19 protein-coding genes and 1 tRNA gene are annotated in these 22,837 nt (G+C 54.4%); 11 read left to right on the plus strand and 9 right to left on the minus strand.

The genetic code is table 11. From position 1 onward, the window contains the following. Positions 1 to 36: 36 nt before the first annotated feature. A tRNA-Met gene (locus tag V6575_RS21915) sits at positions 37 to 113 on the plus strand. A gap of 422 nt (positions 114 to 535) precedes the next feature. Beyond that, complete coding sequence (locus tag V6575_RS21920) at positions 536 to 1,531, plus strand: ABC transporter substrate-binding protein (RefSeq protein ID WP_340277491.1); 996 nt, start codon at positions 536 to 538, stop codon at positions 1,529 to 1,531. A 101-nt stretch (positions 1,532 to 1,632) separates the two neighbouring features. Here the strand turns inward: V6575_RS21920 and V6575_RS21925 are convergent, their stop codons facing one another. The 3 genes from V6575_RS21925 to V6575_RS21935 are packed head-to-tail and all read right to left on the minus strand — an operon-like array spanning position 1,633 to position 6,016. Then, complete coding sequence (locus tag V6575_RS21925; RefSeq protein WP_340277493.1) at positions 1,633 to 3,300, minus strand: CRTAC1 family protein; 1,668 nt, start codon at positions 3,298 to 3,300, stop codon at positions 1,633 to 1,635. Next, positions 3,297 to 4,754, minus strand: coding sequence for a di-heme oxidoredictase family protein (locus V6575_RS21930; protein WP_340277495.1), 1,458 nt, complete (start codon positions 4,752 to 4,754; stop codon positions 3,297 to 3,299). The genes V6575_RS21925 and V6575_RS21930 overlap by 4 nt, the downstream gene beginning before the upstream one ends. Beyond that, positions 4,751 to 6,016: an ROK family protein gene (locus V6575_RS21935; RefSeq protein WP_340277496.1), complete on the minus strand. Its 1,266-nt coding sequence runs from the start codon at positions 6,014 to 6,016 to the stop codon at positions 4,751 to 4,753. The genes V6575_RS21930 and V6575_RS21935 overlap by 4 nt, the downstream gene beginning before the upstream one ends. 259 nt (positions 6,017 to 6,275) lie before the next feature. On the opposite strand from V6575_RS21935, the gene xylF reads away from it, so the two are divergent. From xylF to V6575_RS21975, 8 genes are all read left to right on the plus strand, one after another. Then, entirely contained in the window at positions 6,276 to 7,307 is a 1,032-nt protein-coding gene (gene xylF, locus V6575_RS21940; RefSeq protein WP_340277497.1) for a D-xylose ABC transporter substrate-binding protein, read from the plus strand. A 145-nt stretch (positions 7,308 to 7,452) separates the two neighbouring features. Beyond that, the gene (locus V6575_RS21945; RefSeq protein WP_340277498.1) at positions 7,453 to 8,748 is read left to right on the plus strand and encodes a sugar ABC transporter permease; all 1,296 of its coding nucleotides are present in this window, start codon (positions 7,453 to 7,455) and stop codon (positions 8,746 to 8,748) included. A 25-nt stretch (positions 8,749 to 8,773) separates the two neighbouring features. Next, positions 8,774 to 9,541 carry an ATP-binding cassette domain-containing protein gene (locus tag V6575_RS21950; protein ID WP_340277542.1) on the plus strand — a complete coding sequence of 256 codons (768 nt, stop codon included), beginning with the start codon at positions 8,774 to 8,776 and terminating at the stop codon, positions 9,539 to 9,541. Between the two features lie 151 nt (positions 9,542 to 9,692). Continuing rightward, positions 9,693 to 11,144, plus strand: a complete 1,452-nt coding sequence (gene xylB, locus V6575_RS21955) for a xylulokinase (protein ID WP_340277500.1) — start codon at positions 9,693 to 9,695, stop codon at positions 11,142 to 11,144. Between the two features lie 12 nt (positions 11,145 to 11,156). Continuing rightward, positions 11,157 to 12,467, plus strand: a complete 1,311-nt coding sequence (xylA, locus tag V6575_RS21960) for a xylose isomerase (protein ID WP_340277503.1) — start codon at positions 11,157 to 11,159, stop codon at positions 12,465 to 12,467. 156 nt (positions 12,468 to 12,623) lie between these two features. Continuing rightward, a complete protein-coding gene (gene otsB / locus V6575_RS21965; protein WP_340277505.1) occupies positions 12,624 to 13,331 on the plus strand; it encodes a trehalose-phosphatase in 708 nt (235 codons plus the stop codon). Between the two features lie 3 nt (positions 13,332 to 13,334). Continuing rightward, positions 13,335 to 15,143, plus strand: a complete 1,809-nt coding sequence (locus V6575_RS21970; RefSeq protein ID WP_340277507.1) for a glycoside hydrolase family 15 protein — start codon at positions 13,335 to 13,337, stop codon at positions 15,141 to 15,143. A 106-nt stretch (positions 15,144 to 15,249) separates the two neighbouring features. After that, positions 15,250 to 16,626: an alpha,alpha-trehalose-phosphate synthase (UDP-forming) gene (locus V6575_RS21975; RefSeq protein WP_340277510.1), complete on the plus strand. Its 1,377-nt coding sequence runs from the start codon at positions 15,250 to 15,252 to the stop codon at positions 16,624 to 16,626. A gap of 15 nt (positions 16,627 to 16,641) precedes the next feature. Here the strand turns inward: V6575_RS21975 and V6575_RS21980 are convergent, their stop codons facing one another. Beyond that, entirely contained in the window at positions 16,642 to 17,160 is a 519-nt protein-coding gene (locus V6575_RS21980; protein ID WP_340277512.1) for an MmcB family DNA repair protein, read from the minus strand. A 240-nt stretch (positions 17,161 to 17,400) separates the two neighbouring features. Here V6575_RS21980 and V6575_RS21985 point away from each other — a divergent pair, with 240 nt between their 5' ends. Then, positions 17,401 to 17,895: a hypothetical protein gene (locus V6575_RS21985; protein ID WP_340277514.1), complete on the plus strand. Its 495-nt coding sequence runs from the start codon at positions 17,401 to 17,403 to the stop codon at positions 17,893 to 17,895. A gap of 100 nt (positions 17,896 to 17,995) precedes the next feature. Here V6575_RS21985 and V6575_RS21990 read toward each other — a convergent pair whose 3' ends face one another. The 5 genes from V6575_RS21990 to V6575_RS22010 all read right to left on the minus strand — a co-directional run bounded on the left by V6575_RS21990 (position 17,996) and on the right by V6575_RS22010 (position 22,804). Continuing rightward, positions 17,996 to 18,973 (minus strand): hypothetical protein, encoded by a 978-nt coding sequence (locus tag V6575_RS21990; RefSeq protein WP_340277516.1) that lies wholly within the window; start codon positions 18,971 to 18,973, stop codon positions 17,996 to 17,998. Positions 18,974 to 19,119: 146 nt separating this feature from the next. Continuing rightward, entirely contained in the window at positions 19,120 to 20,904 is a 1,785-nt protein-coding gene (locus tag V6575_RS21995; protein WP_340277518.1) for a SulP family inorganic anion transporter, read from the minus strand. A gap of 92 nt (positions 20,905 to 20,996) precedes the next feature. Beyond that, positions 20,997 to 21,890, minus strand: coding sequence for an MBL fold metallo-hydrolase (locus tag V6575_RS22000; protein WP_340277520.1), 894 nt, complete (start codon positions 21,888 to 21,890; stop codon positions 20,997 to 20,999). A gap of 45 nt (positions 21,891 to 21,935) precedes the next feature. Then, positions 21,936 to 22,370, minus strand: coding sequence for a DUF6691 family protein (locus V6575_RS22005; RefSeq protein ID WP_340277521.1), 435 nt, complete (start codon positions 22,368 to 22,370; stop codon positions 21,936 to 21,938). A 5-nt stretch (positions 22,371 to 22,375) separates the two neighbouring features. Then, positions 22,376 to 22,804 (minus strand): YeeE/YedE family protein, encoded by a 429-nt coding sequence (locus V6575_RS22010; RefSeq protein WP_340277523.1) that lies wholly within the window; start codon positions 22,802 to 22,804, stop codon positions 22,376 to 22,378. Between the last annotated feature and the right edge of the window lie 33 nt (positions 22,805 to 22,837).

The following is a 22,837-nucleotide window of genomic DNA, read 5'->3' on the forward strand; positions in this document are numbered from 1 at the left end:
TAAGGAACTCAAGCTTCCAGTGCGCCAAAGATATAACGCGGGGTGGAGCAGCCCGGTAGCTCGTCAGGCTCATAACCTGAAGGTCGCAGGTTCAAATCCTGCCCCCGCAACCAAATATAAAACCCGCTAACTCAATGAGTTGGCGGGTATTTTGTTGCAAAAAAGAGGAAGAGTGCAGGGGAAGTATTATGAACAGCCAGGATAATTGGAATGCTGCTGAAGCGTAGCAGGGCACATGAGGCTGTCTTGGATAATATCAATGTTGGCTAAAAATTGACCTTGACCGTTACCGCGCCAGTTTCATAGGCTTTCTTGACCAAATGGTCAGGTCCTGTGTTCGAACGGGAATGCTGAAGCGGGTCCTCCAGTTAGCGAGCTGATCCTGACACTAAGGTTGCGGCAGAGGCTGCCCATGACGTTGTCAATGGCTGATAATAAATCCAGCGAGGGCAATGCATATCCAGTAGCCTGCTGATACCGGGATCAAAATTTAAAAAGGTCAGCCAAAAAGGCGGCCATCAAGAGGAGTAGGGGAATGGCTTTCACAGGTTTGACGAAACTGGCGCTATCGTCAGTGTTCGCATTCGGTCTTGTTGCTGGAACAGCAAAGGCCGCTGATGATCTGACATTGCAGTTGAAGTGGGTCACACAGGGCCAGTTCGCAGGCTACTATGTGGCCAAGGACAAGGGATTTTACGAAGCTGAAGATCTCGACGTCACGATCAAGCCAGGCGGACCGGATATCGCTCCTCCACAGGTGATTGTCGGCGGCGGCGCTGATGTCATCGTTGACTGGATGCCGTCTGCTTTGGCTTCTCGGGAAAAGGGCGTGCCGCTCGTCAATATCGCGCAGCCATTCAAGAAGTCCGGCATGATGCTGACCTGTCGCAAAGACACAGGCATCACATCCCCTGCAGATTTCAAGGGCAAGACCCTTGGCGTTTGGTTCTTCGGCAATGAATATCCGTTTCTGTCATGGATGAGTCAGCTTGGCCTGTCGACAGATGGTGGACCGGATGGTGTGACTGTCCTCAAGCAGGGCTTTAATGTTGATCCGCTGCTGCAAAAGCAGGCAGATTGCGTCTCTACAATGACCTACAATGAATATTGGCAGATCATTGATGCTGGTCTTCCGGCTGAAGAGCTGATTGTTTTCAAATATGAAGATCAGGGCGTCGCAACGCTAGAAGATGGCCTTTATGTTCTGGAAAGCAGCCTTGAAGACGAAGAAAACGTCGATAAGTACGCTCGGTTCGTGCGCGCTTCCATGAAGGGCTGGGCCTATGCAGCAGAGCATCCTGAAGAAGCAGCTGAAATCGTTCTCGAGAACGATGCGTCTGGTGCTCAGACCGAAAAGCATCAGGTTCGGATGGTTGGCGAAATCAACAAGCTGGTTGACGGTTCCGATGGCATACTTGATATGGACGCCTATCAGCGGACTGTGAACTCGCTGTTATCCGGCGGTTCCGATCCTGTGATCACGAAAGCCCCCGAAGGCGCAACCACAACGGTTGTGACTGACAAGCTTTGATCATCATCAAGGTCCAGGGTCACTGATCCTCGAACAAGAATGCAAAGGGCGCTCCTTGGAGCGCCCTTTTTTATGTGCATCGGCCTCTCCAGTCCGCGGGTTTATTCTGGAAACCAGAGTCGTGCTTTCTCCGAGCCGCGTTCAATCAGAACATAGGTGTTGGCGAATGTTCTGTAGCTGTGGCTCCAGTCGCCGTCCGGCCAGCGGATCCGCACCTGTGCCCGCTCTGAAACACCAAGTCCGAAATGGAGGAACCCGGCCTGTCCGGAAGCATGTCCTGCCCCGATCTGAACATCCCGAACGATGGTTTTATTGCCGATTTTCACGCTGACTTTGGCACCAACAGCATGGCCATTGGCTTTGCCTGGCTGCGCGATTTCGACGGCGAGCCAATTGCCGAGAGGGCGTGGTTCTTCAGCTGTGCCTGCTCCGACATTTCGGAACAGGCTGACCGGGGAAGATCGATTGATGACGATCAAATCAAGCAATCCGTCCATGTTGAAATCTGCAAGGCCCGCTCCGCGGCCCCGACGATCCAGGTCGATTCCAGCTAGGTCACCCACTTCGACAAACTTGTCATCCCACTGTCCCAACAACAGATTGTCTGGGTCAAATGCGGCAAAATCAGGCATGGCTTCGACGTTGCCCTTGGCGATGAAGAGATCCCAAAGGGTATCGTTGTTGACGTCCTGGAATTCAGAATGCCAGCCGGTTGAAGGACGCAAATCCGTGCCCGTATAGGGTCGGTGGGCCGTAAGGCCCCTGTCAAAGGCGATGTCTCGGTAGACCGGCAGGGCTTCATTGGTTTCATCGTCCAGCATCTGCAATTTGGTGTCGCCCATGCTAGTCAGGGCAAATTCCGGGTAGCCATCGACATTGAGATCAATGGACGCAATCCCCATGCCCCATATTTTCAAATGTCTCCAACCGTCTGCTCGCCTGTAAGGGCGGGGCGGTCGTCCGGGAGGCAGCGCCCAGAGTTGCTCTTCGCCGCCTCGATAGTAATGCCTGTCATTGGACACCCGCAGGGCTTGTTCGCCGGAGCGGTTCCAGTCGGTGAACAGGATGGAGAGCGTGCAATATCCGGGGCTGAGTCTGATGTTCTCAGAATAATCCAGCCGACCACCGTCTTGTGGCCGAAACAGGAAATTGTCGCTGCAGGTGCCCCATGGAGAACCGGGGGCAGAGCGGTCGACATAATTGCCAAAGGCAAGTGTCGGATAGGTCGCGCCGGCTTCCCAAACCGCAGAAAACGCTGTGCTCCACTCTCTGCCACCGTCAAAACCGAGTGCTCGGTTAGCTGTCTCAAATCGGCATTCGCCCATGCCTTTCAGCAGAAGGTTCTCGCCAAGGCGCAGAACGGCAATGTCCATAATGCCATCATTATCAAAATCGAGTGGATAGGCTCCGAGAATGTTTTTCTCGTGCCGCTCGCTCAAACCGCTGTCTATTTTTTCAAATGACAACGCACCACCGGTTGGGCTTTGGTTTGTATAAAGCCCAGCTTCTTCCTTGCCGCCTGCAATGAACAGATCCGGCCGCCGATCGGCATTGCAGTCGAAAATAGCGACGCCACCACCGACGAAAAACTCCCAGGGGCCCCCGTATGTGTGATCAAGGCCTGCCGTTGCAGCCTCCTCGACGAACGTTGGCACTGGGGCAAGGGATGAAGGCCGTTCGCTTTCTTGGGCTTGCGCGAATTGACCTCCAGCCAGAGTAAGTGCGCCGGTTGTGATCAGCCTGGCCAGCTTCAGTGTCTTGCGGCTCATTTACTGATCTCCAGGCTACGCAGAAAGGCGATGATCGTTTGTTTGTCGTGATCTGGCAGCCCTGAATAGGATTTGCGCGCGGTCGTCGCCTCGCCGCCATGGGCCTCGATGATCTCATCTAGTGTGGTCAAATCACCCCGGTGGCCATAAGGCGCGGTGCTGCCGATGCCCCAAAGCTCCGCGGTGATGAAGACATCGCGAGCCACAAAGCGCTGGCCCAGCAGTTCGTTCCCGAGCGTGTCACGGGCCGCATCAGCGATCTTGTGTCGTTTTAGGTCGCCAAACAGCGGGACCAGTGTCCGGCCCTGCTCATCCTTGGGCAGCGATTGAACCCAATCGAGCTTTGAGAGATCCAGTTCAATGGGCGCGTCTACATCCGTGGGCCGCAGAGTTCCGGCATTGTCATAAGGATTTGGGTCTCGAAAAATCAGACTGTCCAAAGGCAGCGTAGGCCGGTGGCACTCGGCGCAACCAATCTCTGAGAAACGAACTTCGCCTTCTGTTGCTGCGGCTTGCCAGACCTCTGGCAGGTCCGTTGTCCGTGTCGGAGCCGGCAGTGTAGCCTGCCACGCCACAAGGGCGGAAACTTGGCCCGGTCCGACTTCATTGGTCACTTTGTCGCCGTCGAAATCATTTGTCCCGGTCCAAAGCGCGCCAAATCGCTCGGTTGCCTGCAGACCGTGGTGATGGTTTAGGGCGTTGACTGTGAATTGGCGTAGGGAGGCAAAGACCCCCTTCTGGCCGAAGGGGCGCACTGTGAGATCATCATCAATGCCGTCGAGGGCCGAAATATCCAACGTTCCGTCTGGCGAGGCCGTTAGCGTCCCGAAAGAAACGCCTTTCGCGTTGAGCGCAATCGTTGCCTGTGCTCCGGTGTTACGAGCATCCGCGAGAACCTGACTACGCTGTGCGCGCAATGCTGCGGTCATTTCCCTTGCCAGCAGCTCCAGCAATCCTGCGCCTTGCAAGGCATTGGTGCCGCGTTCATTGGAAAACTGTGGGTCAATCGTATCGAAGTCTGCACTCTCGAAGCCTTCCGAGACGAAGACATTTGCAGTGAAATCACCTGCACCACCGGTTATCGGGGCATTGTGGCATGATGCGCATGAGTTTGAATCAAGGCCTGCCAGACGTTGGAACATATGCGGTGCCGGCCGTCTTCGTTTGGTTGGAACGATGGCCTGGGTCGCGTTGGGTCGCCCTGCGCCATCTGAGGCTGCGTATTTGCCTTCAAAAATGCGCTGGCCGCTCTCTATCAGATCACTGGTTTCCAGGTCTTTGCGTTTTGCCAGATCGTTGAAATCGAGCTGCTCAGTCAGGACACGCTCGTCCCAGGGGGCAATTTCGGTTTTGACCTGGGCATCCGCCAAAGAGGGGGCTGCCGTTGCTGTGATGAATACGAGAGTTGCAGCAAGCGTTTTCGGGCTTAGACCTTTGCGATGTTCAGCTATCATGCCATCACCTCTGGTCGATTGATTGAAACTTGAGCCTGAGGTGAGGGACACGCGGGGCCTGTGTAGTCCATATCCAAGCGTTCCATCGCTTGTGCAATCAGTCCTCTGCGTATGAAATCCTCATTCCAGGGCATGACGTCGATAACGAAATTCTGTCTTAAATCAGCGACCAGTGCCTCCTGAAGGCCAGCGTGCATGCCTGCCTCCAGATAATCGAAAGCGCGCATTCCGGCGCCGGTTAGTACAATTCTTCTGGGATCAATGATCGCCAGCAGTCGCGCCAGACCATAGCCAAGTACACGGCCGGCTTTTTCAAAGGCTTCTAGTGCATCAGGATCACTATCGACGGCCCTTTCAATCAAGGCTTTAAGGCCGGTAACACCAGCCTTGATCTCTTTCGGGTCTGTATCCTCTGGAAGATGAGAGGCAGATCGGATCAAGGCATAATCGGACAGATAGGCTTCCATGCAGCCGCGTTTGCCACAACGGCACAGGGCTCCACCTGGAATATGATTTGAATGGCCGAATTCGGCTGCAGTGCCGCTGGCACCGGCAAACAGATGATCATCGAGATAAAGACCCATCCCGACGCCATAGTCGAGCATCACAACCGCGAAGGTTCCACTGTATTTTTCCGGGTCTGACCAATGCAGCGCCTCGGTGATCATATTGGTGTCGTTCGACAGGGTGCAACGGGCATTGAACGCAGCTTGAAGCGGCTGGGTGATGGGAATCTTTCGACCCTTGAAGGCGGGGCTCCAGACTACAAGGCCATTGCCGAGCTCTACCACCCCTTGTGCGGCAACCGCGATTTCGCGGATCTGTTCCGGCAGCAGGTTTGCTTCTTCAGTGAAAGACTGAATGCCGTTGATCAGGATGTTAGGGAAATTGTCGTTGTCAGCGATTGAGCTGTCGAAGGTGATTCGCTTGGTCTGAACCGTTTCGCCTGCAAAGTTTGCAAGCGCCATATCGATGATATTGACCGATATTCGGATGCTGATCACATAGGCTGCAAATGGGTTGAGGCGCAGCAGCGACCGTGGGCGGCCGCGTGACAGATGTGTCTTCGGCTCGTCGCTCTCCAGACCTTCAATAAGGTTTTGATCAAGCAGATCAGATGTAATGGTTGTGACTGTTGCCGGGCTTAATTTTGTAAAATGCCCAAGGTCAATTCTGGCCTGCGGTCCATTACGACGTAACGTTTGCAATATGATGGTTCTATTTTGTCGCCGGATTTGATCCCGGTCTGCTTTCCTCGCCATTCTCTCCCGAGCTTCCCTGAAAGGTGTTTCCCCTACGTCCCGATTTTCCGGGTATTTCGTTTGTTTTCTGCCATCATTGCGTCTTACGTGACAGTTTTACAAAACCATGTTGACAGGAGCGATGCTTTGGAGCAACTTTTTTTCGGACATCGAAAAAAATAATGATAAAGGTGTCGATGTGGGAGCTGGACAAGCTTCTTGGGATGAAGTTCCGGACGCGACCAGTACGCTGGTTCCGTGTCTACAGGAGGAAACTATTATGCGTAAAATTGCTTCCGTACTGGCTGGCGTGCTGATGTCCGCCACTGCTGTGAACCTTGCACATGCTGAAGATGTTGTTGTTGGTGTGAGCTGGTCCAACTTTCAGGAAGAACGCTGGAAGACAGATGAAGCTGCAATCAAGGGCGCTCTTGAAGCTGCTGGTGCAAGTTACATTTCTGCCGATGCTCAGAGCTCTTCTGCAAAGCAGCTCTCAGACGTTGAAGCCCTGATCGCACAGGGTGCAAATGCACTTATCATTCTTGCGCAGGACGCTCAGGCTATCGGCCCTGCAGTTCAGGCTGCTGCTGATGAAGGCATTCCGGTTGTTGGCTATGATCGCCTGATCGAAGATCCGCGCGCTTTCTATCTGACATTCGACAACGTCGAAGTTGGCCGCATGCAGGCACGTGCCGTTCTGGCAGCTGCTCCTGAAGGCAACTACGTGATGATCAAGGGCTCCCCGACCGATCCAAACGCAGATTTCCTGCGCGGTGGTCAGCAGGAAGTTCTTCAGCCTGCTATCGACAGCGGCAAGGTCAAGATCGTTGCTGAAGCCTATACAGATGGCTGGTTGCCTGCGAATGCTCAGCGCAACATGGAACAGATCCTGACAGCTCAGGACAACAAGGTTGACGCTGTTGTGGCTTCCAACGACGGCACAGCCGGCGGTGTTGTTGCAGCTCTTGCTGCTCAGGGCATGGACGGTATTCCGGTGTCTGGCCAGGATGGTGATCACGCCGCTTTGAACCGTGTTGCTCGCGGCACCCAGACTGTGTCCGTATGGAAAGACGCACGTGAACTCGGCAAGGCTGCCGGAACGATTGCTGCGGCTTTGGCTAACGGTGCAGAGATGACCGATATCGAAGGTGCTGGCGCCTGGACATCTCCTGCAGGCACAGAGCTGACCGCTCGCTTCCTGGCTCCAATGCCAATCACCAAGGACAACCTTACGGCTGTCGTTGATGCTGGCTGGATCACACAGGATGCACTTTGCCAGGGCGTTTCCAACGGCCCGGCTCCTTGTAACTAAAACTACACGCTAGGATTACCCCGGTCTTGAATCGGGGTAATCTTCTCGCCCGTTTCTGATGACTGAACGCTTGGACAGAACGGCCTCCCGGAAATAGCTTCGGGACTATGTGCGTGTGACCAATCTCCAAGCAGGAGTTTACCCCATGTCCGATGACGCCCTGTCCGGGTCAAATCCCCCGACAGCCCGCAGCCTCTTTTCCGCGTTGCAGCTGGACACTCGCCTACTGGGCATGATCGGTGCATTTGTTGTGCTGTGTTTGGTGTTCAACGGGTTTACAGATGGCCGGTTTCTGACCCCTCGTAATGTCTTCAATCTTACCATTCAGACTGTTTCGGTCGCGATCATGGCAACCGGTATGGTGTTCGTCATTGTCACCCGTCACATTGATCTGTCGGTCGGGTCTCTGCTCGCGACTGTGGCAGCGGTGATGGCGGTTGCGCAGACCGACTTTCTGCCGAATGTTCTCGGGCTTGGCCTTGGGCATCCGTCAATCTGGATCTTGTCTATTCTTGCGGGCATGATCGTTGGCGTTTTGATTGGTGCATTCCAGGGATGGATGGTCGGCTACCTCGGTATTCCGGCCTTTATCGTGACCCTTGGCGGGTTGCTGGTTTGGCGGAACACTGCGTGGTTTATCACCGATGGGCAGACGATTGGCCCGCTTGATGAGACATTCACCAAAATTGGTGGTATCGGCGGCACACTCGGTGAAACCTGGTCCTGGATATTTGGTATACTCGCTGTGGCGGCATCCCTTGCCATGCAATATGTGTCGCGCAAGCGCAAAGAATCTCACGGGTTTCCGATCAAACCACTTTGGGCTGAGCTGACGATTTCTGGCCTAGTTGCTATCTCGATCCTGGGTTTTGTTGGAACGCTGAATGCCTATAACATTCCCACTGCCCGATTGAAGCGGATCTTCGCTGCCAATGGCGATGTGCTGCCTGATGGCCTCACAATGGGCTACGGCATTCCCTATTCGGTCGTGCTGTTGATCGCAGTCGCCATCATCATGACGGTTGTTGCGCAACGGACTCGGTTGGGGCGCTATATCTTCGCGACGGGCGGAAATCCTGATGCTGCGGAACTGTCCGGCATCAATACCCGCCTCCTGACCGTCAAGGTTTTTGCCTTGATGGGAGGTCTTTGCGCCCTTGCTGGAGCGGTTGCTGCAGCGCGCCTTGGTTTCTCGACCAATGATATCGGTACACTTGACGAATTGCGTGTCATTGCTGCGGCAGTGATTGGTGGCACGGCGCTGTCCGGCGGTGTTGGAACGATCTATGGTGCGATCCTGGGGGCCTTGATCATGCAATCCCTGCAATCTGGCATGGCTATGGTCGGCGTTGATGCGCCGCTTCAGAACATTGTTGTCGGGATCGTGCTGGTATTCGCTGTATTTATTGACATTCTTTATCGCAAGCGCACGGGAGCCTGATCCGATGACAACTCCCCTGGTTGAAATGAAAGACATCTGCGTCTCCTTTGGTGGAGTGCATGCTGTCGACCACGTCTCTGTCGATCTTTACCCTGGTGAGGTTGTTGGCCTTCTTGGCCATAATGGTGCCGGCAAGTCCACCCTGATCAAGGCACTGTCCGGTGCATACAAGGCAAACAGTGGTGATATCTTGGTTGATGGCAAGGAGGTGGCGATTAACAGTCCCCGCGATGCCCGGGCCCACAACATCGAAACCATCTACCAGACGTTGGCTTTGGCCGACAATCTTGATGCGGCGTCCAATCTGTTCCTCGGGCGGGAATTGACGACTAAACTTGGTTTCGTCAATGACGACGCCATGGAGGCGGAGACCCGCAAGATCATGGGGCGCCTGAACCCGAACTTCAAAAACTTCAAGTCTCCTGTGAAAGCCCTGTCAGGCGGTCAACGTCAGTCTGTGGCGATTGCTCGTGCGGTCTATTTCAATGCGCGCATCCTGATCATGGATGAACCGACGGCTGCGCTGGGTGTTCACGAGACCCAGATGGTTGCCGAGTTGATTCAGGAGCTGAAAAAGCAGGGCCTGGGCATTTTCCTCATCAGCCATGACATCCATGATGTTTTCCAGCTTTGTGACCGTGTTGCGGTGATGAAGAATGGCCAGCTTGTCGGCAGCGCCAAGACCACTGATGTGACCGATGATGATGTGCTCGGCATGATCATTCTTGGCAAGTGTCCTGAAGGGGCAACTCCGGGACCGGGTGCGCTCGTTGAAGACGCCGTTTCCGTATAGAGCTTTGACCGTTCAGATGGATTGCCTTGTGATCCATCTGAACGTGAAATCACCCTTGCTTGACACGAGTTGGTGAGGGAAGAATAACAATAAGTGCCTTTGGGGAAGTCTCTGGCACTTTTTTCTGAATCTCATTTGAGGGGCGTACCTCATGTTTATTGGTCTCGACATCGGGACAAGCTCGGTCAAGGCAATCTTGCTGGACGAAGACCAGAGATTGGTCGCTTCAGCCACTGCCGATTTGACCGTTGAGCGGCCACACCCGTCGTGGTCCGAACAGGACCCGGAGAGCTGGTGGACTGCTTGTCAGACGGCGATGGATGAATTGGCGCAGTCTTCGCCAAAGGAAATGTCCGCCGTCAAAGGTATTGGCCTGTCTGGCCATATGCATGGGGCAACCTTGCTGGGGGCTGATGACAAGCCGTTGCGTCCCTGTATCTTGTGGAATGATGGCCGCTCTGCACAGCAATGCGTGGAGCTGGAGGCCGCTGAGCCAGGGTTCCTGACGTTGGGCGGCAACCGTGTCATGCCCGGCTTTACTGCGCCAAAGCTTCAGTGGGTGCGTGAGAACGAACCGGATACCTTTTCCAAGACAGCCAAGGTTTTGCTTCCAAAAGACTACGTCCGTTTGCAACTGACTGGCGAGCACGTTGGGGACATGTCCGACAGTGCAGGAACCCTCTGGCTTGATGTCGCCAAGCGTGATTGGTCCGATGAGCTTCTCAACGCTACAGGTCTGACGCGGGACCACATGCCGCGTCTTGTTGAAGGTTCAGAAAGTTCCGGGCAATTGCGCAAGGATCTCTGTCAGCGCTGGGGTATGACATCTGCTCCGGTTGTGGCTGGCGGCGGCGGTGATAATGCAGCATCTGCTTGTGGCGTCGGAGCAACGGCCCCTGGCTCGGCCTTCGTGTCACTCGGAACGTCCGGCGTTGTCTTTGCGACCAATGATCGCTTTTCTCCAAATACTGAAAGTGCAGTCCATGCGTTCTGTCATGCGGTTCCATATACCTGGCACCAGATGGGCGTTATCCTGTCAGCAACAGACAGCCTTAACTGGTTGGCGAAATCGCTAGGCGCGGAACCGTCTACCCTGACCGGTGCCCTTGGGCCTGTGTCGGCGCCTTCTGATGTGCTGTTCCTGCCGTATCTTGGTGGTGAGCGGACGCCTCACAATGATGTGTCGATTCGTGCGGGTTTTTACGGAATTTCCCACGAGACCGACAATCGGGCGCTGACCCATGCTGTGCTGGACGGTGTTGCTTTCGCGTTGAAGGATTGCATGGAGGCGCTGGCAGTTGCCGGAACCAAGGTTGAGCGAGTAACTGCTGTTGGCGGTGGCTCGCGCTCCAAAGTCTGGCTCGAAATCATCGCCAGCCTGCTGAATGTGGTGGTGGATGTGCCTGCTGATGGCGACTTTGGGGCCTCTCTAGGCGCGGCCCGTCTGGGCCAGGCAGCAGCCGTCGGTTCAACTGAAGGCATTTTTTCCAAGCCGCCTATGAGCACCAGCATTGAACCCCGTCCCGACCTGACAGATGCCTATGCGGAAGCCTATGCCCGCTGGCGTAAACTATATCCAGCCCTTAAAGAGGCTGGTTTCTAAGGAGAAAACCCCATGAGCACCGGATTTTTCGGCGATATTACAAAGATCAAATACGAAGGACCGGACAGCACCAATCCGCTGGCGTTCCGTTTCTACAACCCTGACGAAGTCGTCATGGGCAAGCGGATGGAAGACCATCTGCGCTTTGCCGTGGCTTATTGGCATTCGTTTGCATGGGAAGGCGCCGATCCTTTCGGAGGACGTACATTTGACCGCCCATGGTTCGACGGCGAAATGGACAAGGCGAAACTGAAGGCCGATGTTGCCTTCGAAATGTTCAGCCTTCTTGGTTCGCCATATTATTGTTTCCATGACGCCGATGTGCGCCCGGAAGGAGCGACCTTCGCCGAGAACACCAGCAATCTGAATGAGATTGTTGATTATTTCGCGCAGAAGCAGGAAGAAACCGGTGTCAAGCTGCTCTGGGGCACGGCCAACCTGTTCTCCAACCGCCGCTTCATGTCAGGTGCATCGACCAATCCGGACCCTGACGTCTTTGCTTACTCCGCTGCGACCATCAAGACCTGTATGGATGCGACGATGAAGCTTGGTGGTGAAAACTACGTGCTGTGGGGCGGTCGTGAAGGTTATGAGACTCTTCTCAACACGGATCTCACCCGCGAACTCGACCAGATGGCGCGCATGCTGCATATGGTCGTCGAATACAAGCATAAGATCGGTTTCAAAGGCGCAATCCTGGTTGAGCCGAAGCCGCAAGAGCCAACCAAGCACCAGTACGACTATGATGTCGCGACTGTTTACGGTTTTCTGAAGAAATACGGACTTGAAAAGGAGGTGCAGATGAATATCGAACAGGGTCATGCGATCCTGGCCGGTCATTCATTCGAGCATGAATTGGCTTTGGCCAGCTCGCTCGGCATCTTCGGCTCCATCGACATGAACCGGAATGATTACCAGTCCGGTTGGGACACCGATCAGTTTCCGAACAATGTCCCGGAAATGGCTTTGGCTTATTATCAGGTCCTCAAGGCTGGCGGTTTCAAGTCAGGTGGCACCAACTTTGATGCGAAATTGCGTCGCCAGTCACTGGACGCTGAAGATCTGCTTCATGGTCACATTGGTGGGATGGACTGCTGCGCTCGCGGCTTGAAGGCTGCAGCAAAGATGGTCGAAGACGGCGCTTTGCAGAACCCGCTGGACGAACGCTATGCAGGCTGGAACCAGCCGGAAGCGCAGAAGATGCTTCGGGGCGAATACTCGCTTGAGGATATTGCTGCAAAAGTCGAGCGTGAGAACATCAATCCTGAGCCCAAGTCCGGCCGTCAGGAATATCTGGAGAACGTGGTCAATCGCTACGTATAAAATCTCAAGCCGCGCACCGTATAGTCGGTGCGCGGTTTTGCTGCTGATTATTCTTTGTGCCATTTTAGACTATATTTTCATCGCTTCCGTCTTTCCTCTGCGTTCAGCAGCACCTAACAATAAGATATGAAGCATCTGCAGCAGCTTGAGCCTGATATGGCTCTTTTTCTCGACTTCGACGGAACGCTAGCCGACCTTGCGCCGCGACCAGAGGATGTTCAGGTCGCTCCAATTGTTCTGTCTTCACTTGTTGGGCTTCAGACTTATCTGGATGGGGCCTTGGCGATTGTGTCGGGACGCCCCATCGCCCAGATCGACTCTTTCCTAGCGCCCCTTCAACTTCCTGCTGCCGGGCTTCACGGCCTAGAGCACCGAATGAGTTTGAACGCAGAGGTTTTGCGAGATGAACTCAGTCCCGATATTCTGACTCTCAAAGGACTCCTGCGAGATTCCAACCTTCAGTCGAAGGGTGTGTTTCTGGAGGACAAGGGGCCTGCCGTTGCGCTGCATTACCGGTCGGTGCCTGAGTTGGAGAATGATGTGGTTGCCGTGATGAGCGAGGCTGTCAAAGGATTGTCTGCGCTGCATCTGGTTCATGGCAAAATGGTGGTTGAGGCCAAGCCATGTGCTCGCGACAAGGGATATGCTGTGCGTGCGTTTCTGGAACATGCGCCGTTTACCGGCCGGCGACCGGTCTTCATTGGTGATGATGTGACGGACGAGGATGGGATTGCCGCAGCCCAAAATTTGGGTGGGATTGGAATTAAGGTGGGAGATGGGGAGAGTTGCGCGCTCCATCGCCTCGAAAATGTGGCTGCCGTCCATGAATGGTTGGCGGGAGTTTTGACTGTTTCGGAGATTTAAAACATGGTGTGGACGCCGCCAGTAAAACTGGAACCATCTCTCAATCTCGCGATGATCGGAAACTGCTCCTATGCAGGGTTGATCGATATGATGGGATCCCTCGTCTGGTGCTGTTTGCCCCGGTTTGATGGAGATCCGGTCTTCCATTCTCTTTTGGGGACACGAGGCGAAGAAGGTGATGGCGCCTTCAATATCGAGCTGAATGGCGCGGTGCGCAGTGAACAGGAATATGTTCCGAACACGGCCATTGTGAAGACGCGGATTTTTGATGGTCGGGGCAATGCCATCGAGATCACGGATTTTGCGCCTCGATTCACCACTCAGGGCCGCATGTTCAGGCCAAATGCGATCGTGCGCCGGGTTAGACCTCTTTCGGGGCATCCCCGTATCAAGGTGAGCTGTCGCCCTCGCTTTGACTGGGGCAAGCGCGTACCGGATGTTACATTCGGCTCCAATCATATTCGGTGGGTCGGCAACGGGATGACCTTGCGCATGACCACCAACGGGTCGGTCACCTATATACGTGACGAGACCCCCTTCCTTCTGGATGGCCCGATGTCGTTCTATCTCGGCCCGGACGAATCCCTGACGGACCATCCGGATCGCTTGTGCCGGGATTTTGAGGAAAACACAGAGACCTACTGGAAGCACTGGACCCGTCGCCTGGGTCTGCCGCTGGAGTATCAGGAAGCCGTTATTCGGGCTGCCATAACGTTGAAGCTGTGTACCTATGAAGAAACCGGTGCGATCATTGCGGCCACGACCACATCCATTCCCGAAGCCGCTGGATCCGAGCGGAACTGGGATTACCGGTATTGCTGGATCAGGGATGCGTTCTTCGTCGTTCGGGCCCTAAATTCTCTATCCGAAATGGAGACGATGGAGAATTACCTTCGTTATCTCAACAACATCGCTTCGGTTAATCAGGGAGGCCATGTTCAGCCGTTGTTTGGCATCGGTTTGGAAGAGAGCATCGTTGAAGAGTTCGTTGATCTTCCAGGATATCGCGGCAATGGCCCGGTCAGGGTTGGCAACCAGGCCTATGAGCATTTCCAGCATGACGTCTACGGCCAGATCGTGCTGGGGGCATCACAAGCCTTCTTTGACAAGCGCTTGTTGCATCAGCCAGGGCTTGACGACTTTCAGCGCCTTGAGCAAGTGGGCGAGCGGGCATTCGCCATGCATGATCAGCCCGATGCAGGTATTTGGGAACTGAGAACTCGTGCCCGTGTTCACACGTCGTCCTCGCTGATGTGTTGGGCCGCCTGCGACCGCCTTGCGAAGATTGGTCAGAACTTCGGGTTGTCTGATCGTGCTGAATATTGGCGAGAGCGTGCGGCCAAAATTCACTTGGTTATTTGCCAACGTGGTTGGAACGAGCAAAAAGGCGCGTTTGTTGAGAGCTTTGAGGGCAATGATCTTGATGCAAGTCTCTTGCTGATGGCCGAAGTCGGCTTCTTGCCGGCCGATGATCCAAGGTTCATTGCGACGGTTGACAAGATTGGCGAGACGCTTCGGCGCGGCAATCACCTTTTCCGCTATCATGCGGCAGATGATTTCGGCGCTCCGGAGAATGCATTCAACATTTGTACCTTCTGGTACATTGATGCGCTCGCCCGGATCGGGCGTAAGGACGAAGCCCGGGAAATCTACGAGACCATGCTGTCCTGCCGCAACCATGTCGGGCTGTTGTCGGAAGACACCACTCCTGCAACGGGTGAGCTCTGGGGTAACTTCCCCCAGACCTATTCCATGGTCGGGATCATCAACGGGGCAGTTCGCCTGAGTGCTGGGTGGGAGAAGGTTATCTAGGCCGCTTGCAGTGGTCTGAATTTAAAGCGGGCTGTTTCAATGAAAGTAGATTTCGCATGGGCGCGTCACGCGGCCATGCGCCAAATAAAACATGGGAGGATGCCAAATGGGTCGGCTTGTTGTCGTATCGAATCGTGTGGGACCACTGAAGGATACGGGACGGGCTGGCGGTTTGGCTGTTGCGCTCGTTGATGCACTGACCCAGACGGGAGGGATCTGGTTCGGCTGGTCTGGCGATATCTCCGAAGAAGGCACATTTGGCCAGCTGAAGACGCAAAAGACTCGCAAGATCCAGATGATCCAGCTTGATCTGACCCAGGCGGATTATGATGATTTCTATGCAGGTTATGCCAATCGGACACTGTGGCCGATCCTTCATTATCGTTTGGATCTGGCTGTCTTTGATAGGCGCTATGAGCAGGGTTACAGACATGTCAACGACAGGTTTGCAACTCGGCTACGGCCTCAGTTGAAAGATGACGATGTCATCTGGGTGCATGATTATCATTTCCTGACGTTTGCAGCGAACCTCCGCGCGATGGATGTGAACAATCCCATTGCCTTTTTCCTGCATATCCCCTTTCCGGCACCCGAAGTTCTCGCGGCTTTGCCGAATGCCGGCTCAATCGTCAGGGCGATGCTTGCCTATGATCTGATCGGTTTCCAGACAGAGCGTGACGCGGACAACTTTCGCCGCTTCGTTGTTGAGGAACTGGGCGGCAACGATCTAGGCGAAGGGCGTCTTGATGTCGACGGGCGGCAGGTTGTCGCGCGGGCCTATCCGATCGGGATCGATGCGGAAGCGTTTTCGAAGTTCCCAATGGCACCGGATGCGCGCAAGAACATCTCTCGGTTGGAGAGATTACTTGGGGGGCGGCAACAGATTATCGGCGTCGACCGGATCGATTATTCCAAGGGTTTGCCAGAGAGGTTTCGGGCGTTTGAACGCCTTCTGGAAGATTACCCGGAAAACCGTGGACGCGTTGCCTTGATGCAGGTCGCGCCCCCGTCGCGGGCAGAACTTGACGCTTATATCGACATTCGCCGGGAACTTGATGAGCTGATTGGCCATATCAATGGCCGGTTTGCCGACTTGGATTGGACCCCGATTCGTTTCATGACCCGGTCTTTTACCCGGCGGGTTCTGGCTGGTATCTATCGGGCCAGTCGTGTTGGGTTGGTGACACCTTTGCGCGATGGCATGAACCTGGTGGCAAAGGAATATATCGCCGCACAGCGGGCCGAAGATCCGGGCGTTTTGGTTCTTTCGCGCTTTGCTGGAGCAGCTGAAGGCATGAAGGAAGCGGTCATCGTCAATCCGCATTCAGCCGAAGAGGTCGCCGCCGGACTTCAAACTGCGATTACCATGCCGTTGGAGGAACGCCGTGACCGGTGGCAGATCATGTTCGATCGCCTGTGCCGCGAGGATGCCATAGCCTGGTCACGCTCGATCATGGAGGATGTGGCGAAGGTTCGGCGCTAGCGGGAATGAACCTGACTAATCTGGCTTGATGCCCTGGTAGGAGCGCTTTTTGCCAGGGTCATACAGATCGTGAAGCCTTTGCGCGCCGTGCCTGGCAAAACACAGGGTGACGGCTTTTCGTGTTGCTGCTTGCAATTTATGTTCCGGCGCATCACGCAGAATATCAGCTCCGAAGCCATCTGCGATGATCAGGCCGGCGTCTTCTGGGAAGATGTTGTCCGGAACGTCGGGGTGTGTTGCGAAAAACAACCGATCGCAATGTTGCCGATACTCTGGCCATTTGGTGTCTGCGCGAAAGTCTGCAACGGAAGACTTGATTTCAATGATCCAGAGTTCGTGTTTGGGACCCAGAGCTATCAAATCAGCCCGGCGGCCTGAAGCGAGCGTTACTTCAGACAGACATGCAAAATTCAGGGACCGTAGCAGACGGGCTGCCCCTTTCCAGATCTTGAGGGCTGTCTCGGATTGACGACCGTCTGTTAACGGATCATCCAGGGATATACGCTTGCCAGGAGAGTTGGATTTTTCATTCATTCTCGATTAGTTCCGTATTTGTTCATGATTTTCAAGAGGATTATTCGCAAAATTTAATGAGGTTGGATCAAGTAATTTGACCGTGTTAGGGAAGATTAAGGTTGGCCCATTTGTTTGCTCTGAGTGGGTAGGTGCCTATTGTGTGTCTATGCCTTGCAGCAAATATGTTGCAGTTAATGTAGATCTTCCCATAGGGTAGCCACATAAATGTCGAAAATCCGACAAAGGGAGAAATTGGGCGTGAAACGGGCTTTGGGAACTGGATTGCTGGCTCTGACACTGAGCTTTGCACCGGCAGGCTTGGTACATGCGGGCAAGGGAGATCGTGTCGTGAGAGTTCACAGCAGTGCTCCATTGTTGGAACGTAAGGTTCTTGATTTGCGTTTTGCTGATTTTGCCCAAGGCATTTGGGCCATGGACACCCTGTCTTGTGACAATCTCAAAACGATTGATCGAAGCAAGTCTGGTTCTGTCCTTGCCGTTTTTCGAGGTTTGCTTGAAACGCCTGATCGAATATGCATGGTCTATGGCGCGGAACAGCGTGCAACAAAAGCACAGCGTGCAGCCATTGATTGCCACCTCGTCTCTGGCGGGGAATCGCTTGATCTTGTAACCGTCCGCACCCACGGTTCTGACGGGCTCGAGTTGCAGGCAGGCGAACACCCTCCGAAATACTTCCGGTTCTGCCAGCCGATTGATCCGGTTACTCAGTCTCTCATTCAATCTCGATTTTAAGACTCTAGGGCACGAAAACCACCTCATTTGGCTGCAACAAAGCGCTTATCCGGACAGAACTGCTTTTCCAAATAGCTCTCAAAGACACTGGGGCGGTGGCCTAGCCATCGAGTTTAAGCCCAAGCTTCATCGCCAGAAAACGAATAGTATCGTCGACGGGAAACTGACGGCATGTCTCTGCCAGCAATTCACGAGCTTCATCCTCGCGCCCGCCGCCCAACAGCCAGTGCACGCGCCTCAGCGGGAATTCCTTGCGCCAGCGTTTTGGCAATGTCATGAGGACGGGGTCATTCTGGATCATATCTTGAGCGGCCTGCATTTCCCTTAGCGCAGAGGTGGTATCACCTCTTGCTGCGTGTGCCTCCGCTGCAAGACGCATCATGCCAGGGTTGCCAGGGTTGCCAGGGTTGCTCGGGTAATCGGGCAAATCGGCGATTTCTGTAGGGTCTACGTCAATCCCGGATGAAAGGGCTTCTCCCAATGCCCCAAAGCGTCTCAGGTTGTCGCGTGCAGCTCCGGCAATCAGGCTCTTGGATCGCAATTCCGCTGATGGGTCGCGATTGAAGGTTCGAATAATTCTGCGAATGATGTTGAGTGAGTAAAGGTGGTCATGGCTGGCGTGTGAGGAGCGCAGGAGATGGATGTTGGCCCAGGAAAGATCTTCTGCCGCAAACACTGCGTTGGCTGCATCAACAGCGTCGAAACAGCCAAAATAAAGATGCACTGCATGAGGTGAAGGCGATGAAATGCAGCTGAACTGAAACAGCTCTGTATCGTCCGCTGACAAACCATAAGCGGTGCTTTGAAAGCCCGGGCGCCCTGGACGCAGCTCCGGCCCGAAGGCATGTATATCGCCATCCTTGCGCGCCAAACCCGTGACCAGCGCCCCATATCCGCCCATCGAGGATCCGTAGTAGATCACCTGCTCCGAGGTCGTCTCAGCAACAGCAGATGACACAAGTGCATCAATCTTCGCATTCAGGCCCAAATACCAGCCATTTGATGTGTCATTGAGAAACAGACAGCTGTGCCGGGTCGTCTCAAACAGACGTTCCAGGCCAAATTTCCCTTTAGGCACACGTACTTGCGAAAAAACGACGATCAACCGTCCGCTGTCACCATGCTTCAGTCGGCTTAAAAGGCGTGTGGAACTAGGAGGGTCTGAACACATTGACGCAGAGTGCCGGGCAGAGCTGGGCTCTGCAAGGGCGGATTGACCTGTCCTCAGATTTCGGGGCCATCCCAAATGTCAGATCTGGCGGCTTTTTTCGGTGTGTGTGATTCTGAGATATGGGCTGTCAGCGGGTCCAGTTCGCACAGGGCGTCATATTGGCTGAGAAACACCTTTCCGCTCAGATGCGCCACAAAGTCTGTACGTTGCAAGCGGTCCATCACAGGGCCCTTCACCTCGGACAGGTGGAAGTCGACCCCGCTGTCTGACAGTCGGTGGTTGATTTCTTCCAGACTTTCCAACGCGCTTGCATCAATAGAGTTCACCGCTGGGCACATCAGGACAATGTGCTCAATCTCGGGCCGCTCTGCGACCAGTGCATAGATGCGGTCTTCGAGGTATCGACTGTTGGCAAAGAACAGACTTTCATCCACGCGCAGGGTCAGAACGCGAGAGCCGGTAGCCACCTTATGCCGATCAACATTTCGGAAATGCTCGGTGCCGGGCACCACGCCAACGATTGCCATATGGGGACGGCTGGAGCGGTATAGATAAAGCGCTATGGAAAAGGCAACGCCGGTCACCACACCTTGCTCCACGCCAAGGAACAGCGTGACAATGATGGTTGCGGCCATCGCGGTAAAGTCGCTCTTGGAATAGGCATAGGTGCGTTTAATGGCACCTAAATCCACCAAAGACAGAACCGCGATGATAATCGTGGCAGCAAGGGTTGCTTGCGGCAGGTGGCTCAACAGGGGCGTAAAAAACAACGTCGCGACAGCGATGCCGACAGCAGTAAATGCGCCAGCTGCAGGTGTTGCAGCACCAGCGTCGAAGTTGACGACTGACCTGGAAAATCCGCCCGTCACCGGATAGCCACCCGAAATGGCCGAGGCGATGTTTGAGGCGCCAAGGCCGATCAACTCCTGGTCGGGAACAATGCGCTGGCGCTTTTTGGCCGCCAATGTTTGTGCCACTGAAACGGATTCTACGAATCCTATGACAGAAATCAGCAAGGCGGCAGGTGCGAGCTGCAGCCAAAGTGCACTGTCGAAGCTAGGTATATGGGGAAGGGGCAGGCCGGAGGGAATGTCGCCAACTAGGCGGACATCTCTGGACGCCAGGTCGAAGACAGCCGCGACGGCTGTTGTTACAAAAACGGCGGCGATAGGTCCGGATTTGGTGAGGATGTCAGCTAGGAATGGCTTCACACCAATGCCCAGCAGTTGTTTCTTCAAACCCTTGCGTACCCAGAATAAAAAACCCGTCGCTGTCAATCCGATGACCAGGGTAATCAGGTTTGTGTTGCCCAGATTGGACCCAATCGAAGTGAGAATATCATAGAGATTATGCCCACTCGCAGAGATGCCGATAATATGCTTGAGCTGGCTTGAGGCAATCAGGAGGCCTGAGGCTGTGATAAAGCCGGAAATCACCGGGTGGCTCAGAAGATTGGCCAGGAAGCCCAGCCTGAAGAACCCCATGGCCATCAGCATGATGCCGGAGATAAAGGCCAGAGCAATGGCCGCGCCCAGATATTCTGCTGTTCCCTGTTGTGCAAACTCCCCGACAGCCGAGGCGGTCATCAGGGATACAACGGCCACAGGCCCGACAGCCAGCGCGCGGCTGGTTCCGAAAATTGTGTAGGCGACCAGAGGTAAAATCGAAGCATAAAGACCGACTTCCGGCGGTAGGCCCGCAAGTAGTGCATAAGCAAGGGATTGGGGTATCAGCATAATTGTGACGATCACCGCAGCTATGAGGTCGCTGGTTGCTGTCTCCCGGTCATAGGTTCGCCCCCACGTCAGAATAGGTAGAAAACGCATTAAATATGTCATGGGAGCCTGTGTCGGGTATCTTCAAAAGTATGCGGACCGGATGGACGGTCCCCAGAGTTTCATGATCTCTGTGATTTTGTCCAGATCATCATCTAAAGCCCGTTGAGCGGAACCTTGAGAAACCGTTTGCCGCTGTCGTCCTCTGGCGGAAGCTTGCCTGCACGCATGTTGATTTGTAGCGACGGGATGATCAGTTTGGGCATGGCCAGCTGAGCATCGCGCTCTGTGCGGAATTTGACGAATTCATCTCTCGTTTTGCCACCTCCGATGTGGATGTTATGGGCCTTTTCATCGCCAACCGTGGTTTCCCATTTGATGTCGCGGCCATTGGGGCCGTAGTCATGGCACATGAACAGGCGCATCTCGTCGGGCAGGCTGAGAACTTTCTGAATGGAATCATACAAAACGCCAGCATCCCCGCCGGGAAAATCAGCACGGGCAGATCCGCCATCCGGCATGAACAGGGTGTCGCCGACGAAAGCAGCGTTGCCGATGACGTGAACCATGCAAGCGGGGGTATGGCCGGGTGTGTAGATTGTGAAGGCTTTCAAGTTGCCAATGTCATAGCTGTCCCCATCGGCGAACAGCTGGTCGAATTGACTGCCGTCGCGCTGGAACTCTGTGCCTTCGTTGAAGACCTTACCGAATGTGTCCTGAATGACGGTGATTTTCTCACCGATGCCCAGTTTGCCGCCCAGTTTGCCCTGGATGTAGGGCGCTGCAGAAAGGTGATCGGCGTGGACATGAGTTTCAATCAGCCATTCGAGCGTAAGGCCTTGCTGGGTGATGAAGTCAATCATCCGATCTGCATGATCATAGGTGATCCGGCCAGCGGCATAATCCATGTCCATGACGCAGTCGATGACCGCACATGCCTTTGAGGCAGGGTCGGCCACGACGTAGCTTATGGTGTTGGTCGCAGCGTCAAAAAAGGCAGTCACATTGGGTTTGATCGACAGATCGACAGGAAAGAGCGTGGCAGGCATTTTCATCTTCCTTTCAGAAGCAGCACGTCAGAACAATTTCATGAATTATGTAGCAGGTTGGTTCAGGCGCGATTGGGTGACAAGTCGGAAAGCAAGTATTCCAGTGATTATCCCGGCTGCTGCGTAGAGCGGCTCTATGGAACCGAGACCAAGCGCAGGAATGAGACCGCCGGGGCAAAAGCCGCTGAGGCCCCAACCTATGCCGAAGGTTGCAGCGCCAAGGATCAACTTGCCGTCGATGTCCTTACGAGCCGGTAAGGAAAACCCACTCTCAAGCAGCGGATGGTTCATTTGGAAAACAAGTCGGTAGCCAATGGTTGTGACCACGAGGGCCCCTCCCATGACGAACATCAGGCTTGGATCCCAAGTTCCATAAACGTCGAAGAAATTCAAGACTTTGGCAGGGTTGGCCATGCCGGACAGGATGATCCCTGTACCAAAGATGAGTCCAATGATGAAGGCTGAGAGTGTTTTGAGCATTGTCTTCAAACTCCAATCACGTGACGAATAATGAACACGGTCGCAAGGCCGGTTGCCATAAAGATGAGTGTGGCTACGAGCGAACGGGCTGAAAACCGAGCCAGTCCGCAAACGCCGTGACCGCTGGTGCAGCCGGACCCCAGAGACGTTCCGACGCCGACAATAAAGCCGCCAACGGCAAGCATTAACGGACTGACCGGAATGCTGATTTGAGGCATGTTTCCGGTTGCGATCGCGATCCCCACAGGGGCGACGACCATGCCGAGAATGAAGGCAGCCCGCCAGGCCCAGTCGTTGGACATGGGCGAAGTGAGCAAACCACTGACGATGCCAGTGATGCCTGCGATTCTTCCCTGTATTGCCATTAGCGCAACAACTGCAACGCCAATCAGTGCGCCACCCAGCATGGATAGTATTGGAGTAAACTCGGTCATTGTTTCCCCTACAATATATTCAATAATTTGAAT

The sequence above is a fragment of the Roseibium algae genome (assembly GCF_037783265.1).
Lineage (GTDB): Bacteria > Pseudomonadota > Alphaproteobacteria > Rhizobiales > Stappiaceae > Roseibium > Roseibium algae.